We start from the raw sequence: 17309 nt of genomic DNA, 5'->3' as shown, positions 1-17309 counted from the left end.
AGCTCGCTCCCACGCCCTCCGGGCACGATAAGGTCTTCACGCAGCCGGAGCTCGCCTCGGATCAGGCTGCTTCCAGGCATCTGCCGCGCTTTCCTCGATAGCTTGCTGGATCGCACGCTTGCGGTTGTTTTCGGCGCGGCGGGTGAAGAACCAGACCAGAAAGGTTGCCAGTGACACGGCCAGCAGGATCAGGCTCGCCACGGCGTTGATTTCAGGCTTCACGCCCAGACGCACGGCAGAGAACACTTCCATCGGCAAGGTCGTCGAGCCGGGCCCAGAGACGAAGCTGGCGAGCACCAGGTCGTCCAGCGACAGCGCGAAGGACATCATGCCTCCGGCTGCCAGCGATGGCGCGATCATCGGGATGGTGATCAGCAAGAACACTTTCCACGGACGGGCACCCAGGTCCATTGCAGCCTCTTCGATCGACAGGTCCAGCTCACGCAGGCGCGCCGATACCACCACCGCCACATAGGCCGCACAGAACGTCGTGTGCGCGATCCAGATGGTCATGATGCCGCGCTCCTGCGGCCAGCCGATCAATTGCGCCATGGCCACGAAAAGCAGCAACAGCGACAGACCGGTGATCACTTCCGGCATGACCAGGGGAGCTGTAACCAGCCCGCCAAAGAACGTGCGGCCCTTGAAGCGGCTGATGCGGGTCAGCACAAACGCAGCCATCGTTCCCAGCGCCACCGCAGCAACGGCGGTGTAGCAGGCGATTTCCAGCGAGCGCATCACCGAGCCCATCAGTTGCGAGTTGTCCAGCAGGCCGACGTACCACTTCACCGACCAGCCGCCCCAGACCGTCACCAGTTGCGAGGCGTTGAACGAGTAGATGACCAGAATCACCATCGGCGCATAGATGAACAGCAAACCCAGAACCAGCATCAGGTTCGAGAATCGAAAGCGGTTCATGCCTTGCCCTCCAGTTCTTTGGCCTGACTGCGGTTGAACAGGATAATGGGCACGATCAGCACCAGCAGCATGATGACCGCCAGCGCCGAAGCCACCGGCCAGTCACGGTTGTTGAAGAATTCCTGCCACAGCACGCGGCCGATCATCAGGGTTTCCGGACCGCCGAGCAGCTCGGGAATCACGAACTCGCCGACCACCGGAATGAATACCAGCATGCAGCCGGCGATCACACCGTTCTTGGACAGCGGTACGGTGATTTTCCAGAAACTGTTGAAGGTGCTCGAACCCAGGTCGGACGCGGCTTCCAGCAGGCTGGTGTCGTGCTTCACAAGGTTGGCGTACAGCGGCAGGATCATGAACGGCAGGTAGGAATAGACCACGCCGATGTACACCGCCAGGTTGGTGTTGAGGATCTGCAACGGCGCGTCGATCAGCCCAAGCCACATCAGGAATGCATTGAGCAGCCCGTTGTTGCTTAGGATGCCCATCCAGGCGTAGACGCGGATCAGGATCGCCGTCCAGGTCGGCATCATGATCAGCAGCAACAGCACGGTTTGCAGGTCCTTGCGCGCGCTGGCGATGGCATAGGCCATCGGATAGCCGATCAGCAGGCACAGCAAGGTGCTGATGAAGGCCATCTTCAGCGAGCCCAGATAGGCCGAAACGTACAGGTCATCGCCACTGAGCAAGGTGTAGTTGGCGAAGTTGAGGACCATCTGCAGCTTTTCGTCGGCGTAGCTGAAGATTTCGGTGTACGGCGGGATCGCGACGTCGGCCTCGGCGAAGCTGATCTTGAGCACGATCAGAAACGGCAGGGCAAAGAACAGGAACAGCCAGAGAAACGGCACGCCGATGACCATCTGCCGCCCGTTGGGCTTTATGCGCTCGAACGCGCGCTTGATCTTGCGGATTTTCATGAGCGCAGTACCACGCCGCTGTCGTCTTCCCACCACACGTAGACTTCATCGCCCCAGGTAGGCCGTGCGCCCTGACGCTCGGCGTTGGCGACGAACGACTGCACCAGTTTGCCGCCCGGCAGCTCGACGTAGAACACCGAATGACCGCCCAGGTAGGCGATGTCGTGGACCTTGCCGCGCGACCAGTTGTATTCGAAGCCTGGCTGCTCGGTGGTGATCAGCAGCTTCTCAGGGCGCAGTGCGTAGGTGATGTGCTTGTCTTCCACCGACGTACTGACGCCGTGGCCAACATAGATATTGCGCTCCAGCTCGGGACTGCGGATCAGCGCGTGGGCTTCCATGTCTTCGATCACGTCACCTTCGAACAGGTTGACGCTGCCGATGAATTCGCAGACCAGACGGCTGGTCGGGGTTTCGTAGATGTCGATCGGGCTGCCGATCTGCGCGATCCAGCCCAGGTGCATGATCGCGATGCGCTCGGCCATGGTCATGGCCTCTTCCTGATCGTGAGTCACCATCACACAAGTCACGCCGACGCGCTCGATGATCTCTACCAGTTCCAGTTGCATCTGCGAACGCAGTTTCTTGTCCAGCGCGCCCATCGGCTCGTCGAGCAGCAAAAGCTTGGGCTTTTTGGCCAGCGAACGGGCCAGGGCCACACGCTGACGCTGACCGCCGGACAGCTGATGCGGCTTGCGCTTGGCGTACTGGGTCATCTGTACCAGCTTGAGCATCTCCGCCACGCGGGCTTCGATTTCCGGCTTGCCCAGCTTGTCCTGCTTCAGGCCGAAGGCGATGTTGTCCGCCACGGTCATGTGCGGGAACAGCGCATAGGACTGGAACATCATGTTGATCGGGCGTTCGTACGGCGGCATGTCGGTGATGTCGACACCGTCGAGATAGATACGGCCTTCGGTTGGCCGTTCGAACCCGGCCAGCATGCGCAGCAGTGTCGATTTGCCGGAGCCAGAGCCGCCAAGCAGGGCGAAGATCTCGCCCTTGTTGATCTGCAGGGACACATCGTCCACCGCGACCGTCTCGTCGAACTTCTTCGTGACCCGATCGATCCTGACCAGCACCTCTTTGGGTTGCTGACCGCCTTCGATGGCTTTCTTGTAGGCGCCGGAGGCAACTGCCATGGGTGAAACTCCCAACAGGTAGGCAACCCGGCCCATATGGCCGGGTGCTGGATTTTTATTTGCCCGACTTGACCTTGGTCCAGCTGCGGGTCATCAGACGTTGCACCTTGGGTGGCAACTCGCTGTTCACGAACAGGCGGTCCAGCACTTCCTGAGGCGGATAAACCGCTTCATCGGTACGGATGCTCTGGTCCATGAACTCGCCGGAGGCGGGATTGGGGTTGGCGTAACCGACTTCATCGCTGACCTTGGCGATCACCTTGGGGTCGAGCATGTAGTTGATGAAGGCACTGGCTTCCTTGATGTTTTTCGAGTCCGCCGGGATCGCCAGCATGTCGAACCACAGGTTACCGCCCTCTTTCGGGATGCTGTAGGCGATCTTCACGCCCTTGCCCGCTTCTTCAGCCCGGGATTTGGCCTGGAACACATCCCCCGAAAAACCTGCGGCGACGCAGATGTCGCCGTTAGCCAGGTCGGTGATGTATTTGGACGAGTGGAAATAGGTCACGTAAGGACGAATCGCCAGCAGCTTGGCTTCGGCCTTCTTGTAATCAGCTTCCTTGGTGCTGTTGGGGTCCAGCCCCATGTAGTTGAGCACCGCAGGCAACATCTCATCGGCGGAGTCGAGAAACGCTACGCCACAGCTGGAGAGCTTCTTGATGTTCTCCGGCTCAAACAGCACGGCCCAGGAGTCGATCTTGTCGACGCCCAACACGGCCTTGACCTTTTCGACGTTGTAACCGATGCCGTTGGTCCCCCACAGGTACGGCACGGCGTACTGGTTGCCCGGATCGTTCTTCTCCAGACGCTTGAGCAGCGCCGGGTCGAGATTCTTGTAATTGGGCAGCAGCGACTTGTCGAGCTTCTGGAACGCACCGGCCTTGATCTGCTTACCGAGGAAGTGATTGGACGGCACCACCACGTCATAACCTGTGCGTCCGGCGAGCAGCTTGGCTTCCAGGGTTTCGTTGGAGTCGAACACGTCATACATCGGCTTGACGCCGGTAGCGGCTTCGAAGTCCGCCAGGGTGGTCTTGCCGATGTAATCGGACCAGTTATAAATATGCACGGTGGACTCAGCCTGGGCACTGATCGACAGTGTCAGCCCGGCAGCCGCCAGCAAGGCTTTGGAAAGAATAGAAATAGACAAAGAATGAGTCCTTTTAACAGAGGGGCCTGAGCGCCGGAGGGCGTCCGGAAAACCAAACCGGCGCGCAACTTACCGTCTATGAGCCCAACCAGCAAAGGTTTAGGCAATATTCCTGTCTGCTGGCTGCTGCGCGGCCGAGGCTACGCAGCATCCACAGGTTTGATGACAGGCTTATTTACCTGATTTTATCTTGGTCCAGCTGCGGGTCATGATCCGCTGCGTAGCTGCAGGCAGGTCAGCGATTGCATACAGTTTGGCCTGTACGTCGGCAGGTGGATAAACGCCAGGGTCACTGGTGATTTCCTTGTCGACCAGCGCCGTAGCCGCCGCGTTACCGTTCGGGAAGCGTACGGCGTTGGTGATCTCGGCCATGATTTCCGGCTTCATCAGGAAGGTCATGAACTTGTAGGCACCCTCGACGTTTTCGGCATCCTTGGGAATGGCGACCATGTCATAGAAGCTGCCGGCGCCTTCTTTCGGAATGTTGTAGGCAACCTTCACCTTGCCACCGGCTTCGGCAGCGCGGGATTTGGCCTGGTAGATATCACCCGAATAGCCGACTGCGACGCAGATGTTGCCATTGGCCAGGTCCGAGATGTACTTGGACGAGTGGAAATAGCCAATCGATGGACGAATCTTCATGAACAGCGCTTCAGCTTCGGCGAGCTGCTTCTTGTCCTGAGAATCGGTCGGGTAGCCCAGGTAATGCAAGGCAATCGGCAGCATTTCGGTCGGCGAATCGAGGAAGCTGATGCCGCACGACTTCAGCTTGGCAGCGTTCTCCGGCTTGAACAGCAGGTCCCAGGAATTGACCGGCGCATCGGCGCCCAGCGCAGCCTTGACCTTGTCCGGGTTGATGCCGATACCGATCGAACCCCACATGTACGGGAATGCGTGCTTGTTGTCCGGATCGCTGACCGACACGGCCTTGAGCAGCGATTCGTTGAGGTTCTTCCAGTTCGGCAGCTTGGACTTGTCCAGCTCCTGATAAACGCCGGCCTTGATTTGCTTGGCCAGGAAGTTGTTGGACGGCACGACGATGTCATAGCCGGATTTGCCAGCAAGCAATTTGGCTTCAAGCGTCTCGTTGCTGTCGAAAACGTCGTAGACCACCTTGATGCCCGATTCTTTCTCGAATTTGGCAACGGTGTCCGGCGCGATGTAATCGGACCAGTTATAGACGTGCAGCACTTTGTCATCGGCCTGCGCAGCAGTGGCCACAACGCCCATCAGGGACAGCGCGAGAAGGGTCTTGCCAAATTTTTTCATGCGTAGCTCCAATGTATTTTTATCACTGACCGTCAGTTAGCGGCGTGTAGCCATTAGTCTGGCAACTTCCTGGGCAGGCTTTCAAGCCGAAGCCCCTCAAACAATGCACATTGCGCTTGAATCGACGCTTTTTTTGCGTTTTCAGCCCTGCAACACCGCCAGCGTCAGATCCAGGCATTTGCGCGCCTTCTCGACCAGCTCATCGATTTGCGCAAAACTGATCACCAGCGGTGGCGCAATGATCATGGTATCGCCCACAGCCCGCATGATCAGGCCATTGTCGAAGCAGAAGGTTCGACAGATCATTCCCGCGCCCTTGTCGGTATAGCGCTCGCGGGTGGTCTTGTCCTTCACCAGCTCGATGGCCCCCAGCAAACCGACACCCCGGACTTCGCCCACCAGCGGATGATCGCTCAACTCACGCAAACGCTTTTGCAAATACGGTGCCGTTTCCGACCTGACCCGTTCGACGATCTTTTCTTCGCGCAGGATACGGATGTTCTCCAGCGCCACCGCAGCAGCCACCGGGTGCCCGGAGTAGGTAAAGCCATGATTGAAATCGCCGCCCTCATTGAGCACCGCGACGATTTCATCGCGCACGATCAGGCCGCCCATCGGTACATAACCGGAGGTCAGGCCTTTGGCGATGGTCATCATGTCCGGCTTGAGGCCGTAGAAATCGCTACCGAACCACTCACTGGTACGCCCGAAACCACAAATCACCTCATCGGCGGCGAACAGGATGTCGTAGCGGGAAAGGATTTCCTTGATCTTCGGCCAGTAGGAATCGGGCGGGACGATCACACCGCCTGCGCCCTGGATCGGCTCGGCAATGAACGCACCGACGTTCTCGACGCCCAGTTCGAGAATTTTCTTTTCCAGTTGCTCGGCAGCCCAGATACCGAACTCGTCCGGCGTCATGTCGCCGCCTTCGCCGAACCAGTATGGCTGGGGAATGTGCACCACCCCCGGAATCGGCAGGTCGCCCTGCTCGTGCATGTACGTCATGCCTCCCAGGCTGGCACCGGCGACGGTGGAGCCGTGGTAGCCATTGACGCGGCTGATGATGGTTTTCTTGTTCGGCTGGCCTTTCAGCGCCCAGTAATGACGAACCATGCGCAGCATCGTGTCATTGCCTTCAGAGCCAGAACCGGTGAAGAACACATGGTTCATGCCCTGCGGTGCAATCTCGGAAATGGCCTTGGCCAACTCCAGCACGGGCGGGTGGGCGGTCTGGAAAAACAGGTTGTAGTACGGCAGCTCGCGCATTTGTTTGCTGGCTGCGTCGGCCAGTTCTTCGCGGCCATAACCGATGGCCACACACCACAGGCCGGACATGCCATCGAGGATCTTGTGGCCCTCGCTGTCCCACAGATAAACGCCTTCGGCACGGGTGATGATGCGCGGGCCTTTCTCTTTCAATTGTTTGTAGTCGCTGAACGGTGCCAGGTGATGCTCGCTGCTCAGGGCCTGCCATTCGAGGGTTTGCGGGTTGTTGGCACTCATGCAGCACTTCCTTTGATCAGGTCAGTTGGCAGAGCGCCGCGCATCAATCGCAGCGGCGCTCTGCGTGATCAGACGGCGAAAAGCAGGAATTCCCGCTCCCACGAACTGATCACGCGCTTGAAGTTTTCATGCTCGGCGCGCTTGACCGCGACGTAACCGATGATGAATTTCTTGCCCAGGTATTTTTCGATGGTCTTGCTGTTTTCCATACGCTCCAGCGCGTCTTCGATGGTCAACGGCAGACGCAGATTACGCCGCTCGTAACCCCGCCCAACCACCGGTGCGCTCGGATTGATGCCTTCGACCATGCCGATGAAGCCGCACAGCAGACTGGCGGCGATGGCCAGATAAGGGTTGGCATCGGCACCCGGCAAACGGTTTTCCACGCGACGGTTCTGCGGTACGGCGTCCGGCACACGCAGGCCGACGGTGCGATTCTCTTCGCCCCACTCGACGTTCACTGGCGCCGAAGTGTCGGGCAGAAAGCGCCGGAACGAGTTGACGTTGGGTGCGAACAGCGGCAACAGCTCGGGGATGAACTTCTGCAGACCACCGACGTGGTTCAGAAACAGCTCGCTCATGGTCCCGTCCTCATTGGAGAAGATATTCTTGCCGGTCTCGATGTCGATGATGCTCTGGTGCAAGTGCATCGCACTGCCTGGCTCGCCGGTCATCGGCTTGGCCATGAAGGTCGCCGCGACGTCGTGCTTGAGGGCGGCTTCGCGCATGGTGCGCTTGAACACCAGAATCTGGTCGGCCAGCGACAAGGCATCACCGTGACGGAAGTTGATTTCCATCTGCGCCGTGCCGTCTTCGTGGATCAGCGTGTCCAGATCCAGGTTCTGCAGTTCGCACCAGTCATAGACGTCTTCGAACAGCGGATCGAATTCGTTGGCTGCTTCGATCGAGAACGACTGACGCCCGGTTTCCGGTCGCCCGGAGCGCCCGATCGGTGGCTGTAGCGGATAGTCCGGGTCGTCGCTACGCTTGGTCAGGTAGAACTCCATCTCCGGCGCCACGATTGGCTGCCAGCCCTGATCGGCGTAAAGCTTGAGGACCTTCTTCAACACATTGCGCGGCGACAGCTCGATGGGGTTGCCCTGCTTGTCGTAGGTGTCGTGAATCACCTGCGCAGTGGGCTCGACCGCCCAAGGCACCAGATACACCGCGTTCTGGTCGGGACGGCAGATCATGTCGATGTCAGCCGGGTCCAGCAGCTCGTAGTAGATATCGTCTTCTACGTAGTCGCCGGTCACCGTCTGCAACAGCACGCTTTCAGGCAGGCGCATGCCTTTTTCAGCGATGAACTTGTTGGTCGGCGAGATCTTGCCGCGCGTAATCCCGGTGAGGTCGGACATCATGCATTCGACTTCGGTAATCTTGTGTTCTTTCAACCAATCGGTGAGCTGGTCGAGGTTGGTACTCATAAATACCTCAGGGTTTTATTGTCCTGATCGTGATCAGGCGTTCCAGACGCATCGGCGTCATGATGTACAACTCGTTTCGGCAGACGCCGATTAGGGGTAAGGTGACAGCTGCGGGGCCGGATTTCCAGACGGCAGCGGTCACACTGACGACGCCGTTATAGTGGTAATGTCCAGCGCTGAGAGTAGAGCAGACTGGCTTCGATAGCCGTTTAGGGGTGTCGCAAAGTGTGGCAACCCACCACGAGCACCGATATCACAGGCATGATGAGCGCTGTACGGACTTGATAGTCGCGTGTCGACCAGGGAAAGGTGAAGCATAGGACCCCCGCTATTGTTGCTCTACTGGGTTGCGATCGAGCTTAGCCTCGTTCATTTTTTTATACAACAACCCGTTAAAAATAGAAGACAGGCCGCTCTAGCTCGTATTTAACAGCGGTCAGAAACGGAATAAAACGCCCTAAATAGCGGCAAAAAAGGCCATATGGCGCAGTTTTAGGGCAAAAAAAGGCTCTATTGACTTCATCATGGCTTTCGGATTGACTGAGATCCGCAATCATTGATGATTGATATTTTTAACAACAAAGGTGTTGCATCATGTCGGTACCCCCGCGTGCCGTTCAGCTTAACGAAGCGAACGCGTTCCTTAAGGAACATCCTGAGGTTCTGTACGTTGACCTTCTGATTGCAGATATGAATGGTGTGGTGCGTGGCAAACGCATCGAACGCACCAGCCTCCATAAGGTTTACGAGAAGGGCATCAATCTGCCTGCCTCTTTATTTGCTCTGGATATCAATGGCTCCACGGTGGAAAGCACCGGCCTGGGCCTGGACATCGGTGATGCTGACCGAATCTGTTATCCCATCCCTGACACCCTGTGCAACGAGCCATGGCAAAAGCGCCCTACCGCGCAGTTGCTGATGACCATGCACGAACTCGAAGGCGACCCGTTTTTCGCCGACCCGCGTGAGGTATTGCGCCAGGTCGTCGCCAAATTCGACGAAATGGGCCTGACCATCTGCGCAGCGTTCGAGCTGGAGTTCTACCTGATCGATCAGGAGAACGTGAACGGTCGCCCACAACCGCCCCGCTCGCCTATTTCCGGCAAACGCCCGCACTCGACACAGGTCTACCTGATCGACGACCTCGACGAATACGTCGACTGCCTTCAGGACATCCTCGAAGGTGCGAAGGAACAAGGCATTCCTGCCGACGCCATTGTCAAGGAAAGCGCCCCAGCCCAGTTCGAAGTCAACCTGCACCACGTCGCCGACGCGATCAAGGCGTGCGATTACGCCGTATTGCTCAAGCGCCTGATCAAGAACATCGCCTACGATCACGAGATGGACACGACCTTCATGGCCAAGCCCTATCCGGGTCAGGCGGGTAATGGTCTGCACGTTCACATCTCGATCCTGGATCGCGATGGCAAGAACATCTTCACCAGCGAGGATCCCGAGCAGAACGCCGCATTGCGTCATGCAATCGGCGGTGTGCTCGAGACCCTGCCGGCACAAATGGCTTTCCTGTGCCCGAACGTCAACTCGTATCGCCGGTTCGGTGCGCAGTTCTATGTGCCCAACTCGCCGACCTGGGGTCTGGACAACCGTACCGTCGCCGTTCGCGTACCGACCGGCACCGCCGACGCGGTACGTATCGAACACCGCGTTGCCGGTGCCGATGCCAACCCGTATCTGGTGATGGCTTCGGTCCTGGCGGGCGTGCACCACGGCCTGGTCAACAAGGTCGAGCCTGGCGCCCCGGTAGAAGGCAACTCCTACGAGCAGCATGAACAAAGCCTGCCGAACAACCTGCGTGATGCACTGCGCGAGCTGGACGACAACCCGGTGATGGCCAAGTACATCGACCCGAAATACATCGACATCTTCGTGGCCTGTAAGGAGAGCGAGCTGGAAGAGTTCGAACACTCCATCTCCGACCTCGAGTACAACTGGTATCTGCATACGGTCTGATTGAGGCCGAGTAGTACAAGACGCCGCAGGCTTTGAGCCTTGCGGCGTTTTTGTTTGGTGTGCCCCCCTTCCAGCGTGGGAGCGATGATCGTTTGGCGACGACAGCGATTCATCCCGTCAGAATCCCTTACAATGCCTGCAGCCCAACCAAGAGCCACGCCCATGACACGCGCCGCCACGCCTCGCAAACCTCAAGCACGCAGCCAGGCCAGAATCGATTCGATTCTCGACGCCGCGCGCACGCTGCTTGCCGAACAAGGAGTGGCCAGCCTGTCGATTTACAGCGTCGCCGAGCGCGCCGGCATTCCGCCCTCGTCGGTGTACCACTTCTTCGCCAGCGTCCCTGCACTGCTTGAAGCACTGACCGCCGACATCCACGCCGCCTTTCGCGCGTCGCTGCAGGCCCCCATCGATCACGACCAGCTCGCCACCTGGCGCGACCTGTCACGCATCGTCGAACTGCGCATGCTGGCCATCTACAACGCCGACGCCGCCGCCCGCCAATTGATCCTTGCCCAGCACGGCCTGACCGAAATCAACCAGGCCGACCGCCAGCACGATATTGAGCTGGGGCACTTGATGCTTGAAGTGTTTGACCGCCACTTCCAGTTGCCCGCACTGCCGGACGATGTAGACGTGTTTGCGCTGGCCATGGAACTGGGGGATCGCGTGTATGCGCGGTCGGTGCAGTTGCATGACGAGATCACACCACGCATGGCCGAGGAAGGGATGCGGGTATTTGATGCTTATCTGGGGTTGTATTTGCCGGTGTTTTTGGTGAAGAGGGCAGATTGAGAATTACGACCGAGTGGATTTATTTTTTCTCTCGGGTTCTGTAGATACTTAGCCTGGTCCCTTTTTTCTCGCTTCAATGCCGCGACCTGATCAGCATAGGTGGTTGAATTCTAATTATCAGTACCTTCAATCCTGGACCTATAATTTATCTTCTCTTGAAAATACTTAATTCTTGCAGCGAAAGCTTCAGTTTCTAGCGTGCCATTAATATAAATAGGACTGTCAGGCTTAGGCTTTTTAATACCGGCAGCTTTAAGTGCAGCATAATATTTTTGGCGTGCACTCCTCACGACAGGATCTCTTCTGGCAAAGCCTATTTGATGCCCTCCTCGTCTTTTACTCGGCCTCGATGAAGATGCTTTACTGGGTTGAAGAGGTCATGGCAGTTTCTTCAAATAGAGCCAGCTGTCAGCATCCGGCAAAACCGCTACGTCGCTACCTCACATAACTGCTAGGTAAAAAGCAAAAAACCCCGGAGGGTCAGGACCGTCCAGGGTGTTTTTTGCCCATCGTTTACAGCTTGGCGATGGAGACTTCAGTGGACTTCACGAAGGCGATAACTTCGCTGCCGACGACCAGCTCCAGCTCCTTGACCGAGCGGGTGGTGATGACCGAGGTCACGACACCCGATGCGGTCTGTACGTCGATTTCCGACAGTACGTCGCCGTGGACGATTTCCTTGATGGTGCCTTTGAACTGATTGCGAACGTTGATGGCTTTAATAGTCATGGCATGTCTTCCTTTGGGTATCAGGGTTAATTTGCCCAGCGCAATTGCGTAGGCAGTGGCGAAAACGGTTCCGGGTCAGGTGTCGAACCCGGCAGGGCCAGCACACGGTTGAGCACTTCAGCCTCCAGCGCCGCAAGGCGGTGCGAACCACGAACACGCGGACGTGGCAGGTCGACCAGCAGATCGAGACCGATCTGCCCCTCTTCGATCAGGATCACCCGGTCGGCAATGGCCACGGCCTCGCTGACGTCGTGGGTTACCAGCAGCACCGTGAAACCATACTGGCCCCACAGCTTTTCGATCAGTTGCTGCATTTCGATCCGGGTCAGGGCATCCAGCGCGCCCAACGGCTCGTCGAGCAACAGCAGACGCGGCTTGTGAATCAGTGCACGAGCCAAGGCAACGCGCTGCTTCTGACCGCCGGACAATGCGGCAGGCCATTCATTGGCGCGCTCGGCGAGGCCGACGGCCTCAAGCGCTTCAAGGGCCTGCGCCCGCCAGTCGCCGCTCAACCCGAGGCCGACGTTGTCGATGATCTTTTTCCAGGGCAGCAAGCGCGCTTCCTGAAACATCAATCGCGTGTCTTCGCGGGCATCGTCCAATGGTGCAGAGCCGGCAAGCAGCTGGCCTTGCGTTGGTTTGTCGAGGCCGGCGAGCAGACGCAACAGTGTGCTTTTGCCACAACCGCTGCGGCCGACGATGGCGACGAACTGACCGGCAGGGATGTGCAGGTCGATGTCCTTGAGCACTTCACGGGCACCGAACGCTTTTTTCAGCTTGCGTACTGCCAGCGGGATGCCACGCAGCAAGTGTGGAGGTTGCTGTTTCAGACTGGTCATGCGGCACCGCCTTTGCTCACTTGATAGGCCGGGTGCCAGCGCAGGCAGACACGTTCCAGGCCTCGCGCTGCCAGATCGGCCAGCTTGCCGAGTACGGCGTACAACACGATGGCCAGCACCACGACGTCGGTTTGCAGAAACTCCCGCGCATTCATCGCCAGGTAGCCGATGCCGGAGCTGGCAGAAATGGTTTCCGCCACGATCAGCGTCAGCCACATGAAGCCCAGCGCAAAGCGCACGCCGACCAGAATCGAAGGCATGGCGCCCGGCAGGATCACATGACGGAACAGGCTGAAACCTGACAGGCCATAGCTGCGGGACATTTCTACCAGTGCCGGATCGATGTTGCGGATGCCGTGGTAGGTGTTCAGATAAATCGGGAACAGGGTGCCCAGCGCGACCAGGAATATCTTGGCGGTCTCATCAATGCCGAACCACAGAATGACCAGCGGAATCAGCGCCAGGTGCGGCACGTTACGGATCATCTGCACCGAGCTGTCCAGCAGACGCTCGCCCCATTTGCTCAGGCCGGTAATGAAGCCCAGCGCCAGACCGATGCCGCCGCCAATGGCGAATCCGATCCCGGCGCGCCAGCCGCTGATCGCCAGATGCGTCCAGATTTCGCCGCTGGCGACCAGGTTTATGCCCGCTTCGATGACCGCGCTGGGTGCGGGCAGAATGCGTGTGGATAACCAGCCGGCGCTGACCGACAGCTGCCAGACTGCCAACAACAGGACTGGAAGAGCCCAAGGCGCCAGTCGGTGAACGATGCGTTGCGAAGCACTGAGGCTCATGGAGTTGTCTCCTCGAAGGGCCTGACGATCACTGTGCTTGAGCAACAGCAGCAGGGGGTGTCCAGACCACATCAGCAATACTGAGCGGCTTTGGAATCAGCTTGAGCTGGTAGAAGGTGTCAGCGATTTTCTGCTGTGCCGCCACCACCGGCGGGGTCAGGAACTGCGCGCCGTAGCCCTGACGCTTTACCGAGGTCAGGGTGATGTCGGCCGGCAGCCCCAGCAACGGTGCGACCTGTTGGGTCACTTCATCGGGATTGGCCTTGGACCATTCGCCCACCGCACGGACCTCCTCGATCAGGGCCTGAATGACCTTGGGGTTTTTCTGCGCGTATGGCTTGGTGGCGAGATAGAACTGATGGTTGTCGACAATGCCGGTGCCGTCTTTCAAGGTCCGCGCCTGCAATTGCTTTTCAGCTGCGGCCTGGTAAGGGTCCCAGATGACCCAGGCATCCACGCTGCCGCGCTCGAAAGCGGCACGCGCATCGGCCGGAGGCAGGAAGACGGTCTGGATATCGGTGTATTTCAGGCCGGCATCTTCCAGTGCCTTGACCAGCAGATAATGGACGTTCGAGCCTTTATTGAGGACGACTTTCTTGCCCTTCAGGTCTTTGACCGAGGTGATCGGGGAGTCTTTGGGGACCAGGATGGCTTCACTGGTCGGTGCTGGCGGCTCATAGGCTACATACAGCAGATCCGCGCCTGCGGCCTGAGCGAAGACCGGCGGCGTTTCGCCGGTGACGCCGAAGTCGATGGAGCCGACGTTCAGGCCTTCAAGCAGCTGAGGGCCACCGGGGAACTCGGTCCACTGGACTTTAACGCCCTGCTCGGCCAGACGCTTTTCCAGCGAGCCCTTGGCCTTGAGCAGCACCAGCGTGCCGTACTTCTGGTAACCGATGCGCAGATCTTCCGCCTGGGCCTGAGTGACCGCACCAAGAACGACCGCAGCAGCAAACAGCGCGACAAGGCTTCGACGCAAAATGACAGTGCGCATATGCGCTCCTTTACCTATTTGGGGTGATCCCCTGCTCGACCGGTGAGGGACGAGCAAGGTGGGAATAGGCACGACATTAACAGCCCTTTTTTATATCTATAAATCTTATTTATTCATTTAGTTATTCCATAAATGAATATAAGGAAAGTGCCGTTGCCTGCGCGTTGCGGACCTGTGACGCAGAGCGTCACGACCTGCATTCCCAGGCTGGAGCGTGAGGAACGATAATCTCAGCTATCGTGCCCATGCTCTGCGTCCGCGGTTGATCCAGCGACGCAGCAAGCGGCAGGGAACAATAAAAAAGGGCCGATAAATCGGCCCGAATAACCCCACGCTTGGTAGATCGAAAATCAGCGGTTTGGCTGTGGTGTCAGGCGCAGATAGGGCGTGACTGCCTTATAGCCCTTGGGAAAGCGTTGCTTGATCTCGGCTTCATCCTTGATCGACGGCACGATCACTACGTCATCACCGTCCACCCAGTTGGCGGGCGTGGCGACCTTGTAGTTGTCGGTCAATTGCAGAGAGTCGATAACGCGCAGAATCTCGTGGAAGTTACGCCCGGTGCTGGCCGGATAGGTGATCGTCAGACGCACCTTCTTGTTCGGATCGATCACGAACAGCGAGCGCACAGTCAGTGTGTCGTTGGCATTGGGATGAATCAGGTCGTACAGGTCGGAGACCTTGCGGTCGGCATCGGCCAGAATCGGGAAATTGACCTGCGTGTTTTGTGTGGTGTTGATGTCGTCGATCCACTTGATGTGCGAATCGACCGGGTCCACCGACAGCGCAATAGCTTTCACGCCGCGCTTGGCGAACTCGTCTTTCAGTTTGGCAGTGAAACCCAGTTCTGTGGTGCACACCGGCGTGAAGTCAGCCGGATGAGAAAACAACACACCCCAGCTGTTGCCGAGCCATTCATGAAATCGGATACGACCCTCGCTGGATTCCTGCTCGAAGTCAGGGGCGATGTCGCCAAGTCGCAGTGTCATGGTGTTGCTCCTTGTCTTTATCAGGTAGGCCTTGGTATAGCACTACTGTGCGCCCTGTCGAGGAAAGTTAAAAAGAATAAATAATGCGCCTTATAGACCTGTCAGGAATATCAAAAAACAGACAAAAGAAACCCCGCACGGGGCGGGGTCTCTTTGAGCATCAATACACTTACATGAAGTTGTAGGTGTAGTTGAAGATCAGACGGGTTTGATCGGTGTTGGTCGAGTTGTTCAGGTCGCCATCCGCACGGTAAGTACCGTGACGCAGGGTGGTGCCAAAACCTTTCATCGGACCGCTCTGGATCACGTAGTCAACGCGCATGTCGGTTTCCCACTCGGAGTATTCTTCTTTACCGGTAGTGCGATCACGAATGTCGTCTGCGTGCAGGTAAGCGATGGCTGCTTTCAGGCCTGGAACACCCACCTTGGCGAAGTCGTACGAGTACTGACCGAACGTGGTGTTTTCACCCGCGCGGTTGAAGCCGTTGATCATCGAGTCAGTGAACAGGTAGAAGCTCGAACCGCCGTTGCCTTCAAGACTCGAAGTGCTGGTGCCGTTCTTGGTGACGTTGCCTTGGTTCAGGAAAACCATGCCGCCGTCATCGCCAATCTGCTGATGGCCAACCATGAACGCATGGCCGCCCAGGGCGTAGGTAAACATGGCGGACCAGGTGGAGTTATCCACTTCGCCAGCGTTCTTGGCATAACCGTTGTTGTTGTTGAAACGGTAGCCGGTTGCTGCGTCGCTGTTTTTGCCGTCAGAGCTGCTGTTGAAATAACGCAGGTCAGTCTTGAAGGACTGGTTGGCGTCGATTTGGTAAACGTGTACCAAACCGAGGAAGTGCTGCTTGTAGAAGTCTTCCAGATTAGCGTAGTAGTACTGCAGGGTCAGGTCTTTGGTGACTTTCCAGTCAGCACCGGCGAAGCGGAACTGATCGGCAGTCTCGGAAGCGCCGGCAATGGACAGGTCAGTCCAGTTGCTCGAAGCACGGCCGATGGATTTGTTCAGCTGACCGGCAGTGAAGGTGACGTTGTCCAGATCCTTGGAAGTCAGGATGCCGCCCTGGAAAGCCTGAGGCAGAAGACGACCATCGTTGCTGACCAGAATTGGCAGGTTAGGTGCCAATGCGTTACCGACTTTCAGCTCGGTTTTCGAGAAGCGTACCTTGCCGTTGGCGCCCAGACGGCTCCATTCGCTGACAGCAGAACCGTCGCTGTCGGTAGGCAGAATGCCGCCGTTCGCTGCAGGAGCGTGGTTGCCACGGCCGCCATCAAGGTGAACACCGACCAAGCCCTGGACGTCCAGACCAAAACCGACAGTACCTTGAGTGAAGCCCGACAGGTAGTCGAATTTCAGGCCAGTGGCCGTCTCACGGTTGTTGTGGGTAGTGCCTTCGCGGAAATCGTTGTCAAAATACAGGGTACGAGAACTGACGGACGCTTTACTGTCTTCCAGGAAACCAGCTGCGCTGGCCTGCTGAGCCAATACACCAACGGTGACGGCCAAAGCCAGGGTGGACTTCTTCATTACTACGCTCCTCGTGAATCTAATTTTTTATATCCATGGTGCCGGGCTTGGCCCTGACCCACGGATTAGCGATAGGCGACAGTCCCGATCCGAGATCAATGGATTCTGTTCGCCCTGACTTTTGACTAGACCGCTTTTGTCGATGACAACACGTTGGTGCAATACCCTTATGCGCTGAAGAAACCATCGCTGGAATCTTGAGAACATCCAGTCATATGTCACAACTCGTGTCAGCAAAGACGTCACGGAGTGTATCGACCTAACTACCCATTTCCCAAAACTTATTTTGGTACCGTTCGTCAGATCTATCATTTTCGTGCGCCCGACCGGAAAAATGCACCTTC

General features: G+C 57.7%; 15 protein-coding genes. 2 read left to right on the top strand and 13 right to left on the bottom strand.

Annotation, left to right across the window (positions count from 1 at the left end):
- Positions 1-36: 36 nt before the first annotated feature.
- The 7 genes from ACW55A_RS15320 to ACW55A_RS15290 all read right to left on the bottom strand — a co-directional run bounded on the left by ACW55A_RS15320 (position 37) and on the right by ACW55A_RS15290 (position 8326).
- Entirely contained in the window at positions 37-918 is an 882-nt protein-coding gene (locus ACW55A_RS15320; RefSeq protein WP_003318275.1) for an ABC transporter permease subunit, read from the bottom strand.
- Positions 915-1835: an ABC transporter permease subunit gene (locus tag ACW55A_RS15315; protein WP_003372160.1), complete on the bottom strand. Its 921-nt coding sequence runs from the start codon at positions 1833-1835 to the stop codon at positions 915-917. The genes ACW55A_RS15320 and ACW55A_RS15315 overlap by 4 nt, the downstream gene beginning before the upstream one ends.
- A complete protein-coding gene (gene potA / locus ACW55A_RS15310; RefSeq protein ID WP_003372162.1) occupies positions 1832-2974 on the bottom strand; it encodes a polyamine ABC transporter ATP-binding protein in 1143 nt (380 codons plus the stop codon). Before potA ends, ACW55A_RS15315 begins: the two co-directional genes overlap by 4 nt.
- 55 nt (positions 2975-3029) lie before the next feature.
- Positions 3030-4124, bottom strand: coding sequence for a polyamine ABC transporter substrate-binding protein (locus ACW55A_RS15305; RefSeq protein ID WP_003372164.1), 1095 nt, complete (start codon positions 4122-4124; stop codon positions 3030-3032).
- 171 nt (positions 4125-4295) lie between these two features.
- Positions 4296-5393: a polyamine ABC transporter substrate-binding protein gene (locus tag ACW55A_RS15300; protein ID WP_003382101.1), complete on the bottom strand. Its 1098-nt coding sequence runs from the start codon at positions 5391-5393 to the stop codon at positions 4296-4298.
- A 141-nt stretch (positions 5394-5534) separates the two neighbouring features.
- A complete protein-coding gene (locus tag ACW55A_RS15295) occupies positions 5535-6899 on the bottom strand; it encodes an aspartate aminotransferase family protein (RefSeq protein ID WP_054081343.1) in 1365 nt (454 codons plus the stop codon).
- A 68-nt stretch (positions 6900-6967) separates the two neighbouring features.
- Complete coding sequence (locus tag ACW55A_RS15290; RefSeq protein ID WP_002555767.1) at positions 6968-8326, bottom strand: glutamine synthetase family protein; 1359 nt, start codon at positions 8324-8326, stop codon at positions 6968-6970.
- 594 nt (positions 8327-8920) lie between these two features.
- Here ACW55A_RS15290 and ACW55A_RS15285 point away from each other — a divergent pair.
- Both ACW55A_RS15285 and ACW55A_RS15280 read left to right on the top strand, forming a co-directional pair.
- Entirely contained in the window at positions 8921-10297 is a 1377-nt protein-coding gene (locus ACW55A_RS15285) for a glutamine synthetase family protein (protein WP_003413528.1), read from the top strand.
- Between the two features lie 162 nt (positions 10298-10459).
- A complete protein-coding gene (locus tag ACW55A_RS15280; protein ID WP_455808564.1) occupies positions 10460-11092 on the top strand; it encodes a TetR/AcrR family transcriptional regulator in 633 nt (210 codons plus the stop codon).
- Between the two features lie 513 nt (positions 11093-11605).
- Here the strand turns inward: ACW55A_RS15280 and ACW55A_RS15275 are convergent.
- The 6 genes from ACW55A_RS15275 to ACW55A_RS15250 all read right to left on the bottom strand — a co-directional run bounded on the left by ACW55A_RS15275 (position 11606) and on the right by ACW55A_RS15250 (position 16965).
- The gene (locus ACW55A_RS15275) at positions 11606-11821 is read right to left on the bottom strand and encodes a TOBE domain-containing protein (RefSeq protein ID WP_002555770.1); all 216 of its coding nucleotides are present in this window, start codon (positions 11819-11821) and stop codon (positions 11606-11608) included.
- A 26-nt stretch (positions 11822-11847) separates the two neighbouring features.
- Positions 11848-12660 carry an aliphatic sulfonates ABC transporter ATP-binding protein gene (gene ssuB / locus ACW55A_RS15270; RefSeq protein WP_455808563.1) on the bottom strand — a complete coding sequence of 271 codons (813 nt, stop codon included), beginning with the start codon at positions 12658-12660 and terminating at the stop codon, positions 11848-11850.
- On the bottom strand, positions 12657-13454 hold the full coding sequence (gene ssuC, locus ACW55A_RS15265) for an aliphatic sulfonate ABC transporter permease SsuC (protein WP_003413534.1): 798 nt from the start codon (positions 13452-13454) through the stop codon (positions 12657-12659). The genes ssuB and ssuC overlap by 4 nt, the downstream gene beginning before the upstream one ends.
- A 28-nt stretch (positions 13455-13482) precedes the next feature.
- Positions 13483-14448: a sulfonate ABC transporter substrate-binding protein gene (locus tag ACW55A_RS15260; protein ID WP_498811416.1), complete on the bottom strand. Its 966-nt coding sequence runs from the start codon at positions 14446-14448 to the stop codon at positions 13483-13485.
- 350 nt (positions 14449-14798) lie between these two features.
- Positions 14799-15437 carry a peroxiredoxin gene (locus tag ACW55A_RS15255; protein WP_455808561.1) on the bottom strand — a complete coding sequence of 213 codons (639 nt, stop codon included), beginning with the start codon at positions 15435-15437 and terminating at the stop codon, positions 14799-14801.
- A 169-nt stretch (positions 15438-15606) separates the two neighbouring features.
- Complete coding sequence (locus tag ACW55A_RS15250) at positions 15607-16965, bottom strand: OprD family porin (protein ID WP_044310201.1); 1359 nt, start codon at positions 16963-16965, stop codon at positions 15607-15609.
- Positions 16966-17309 lie beyond the last annotated feature (344 nt).

The sequence above is a fragment of the Plantibacter cousiniae (nom. nud.) genome (assembly GCF_977070315.1).
The sequence above is the reverse complement of the archived record's forward strand: the minus strand, read 5'-3'. Positions and strand labels throughout refer to the sequence as shown.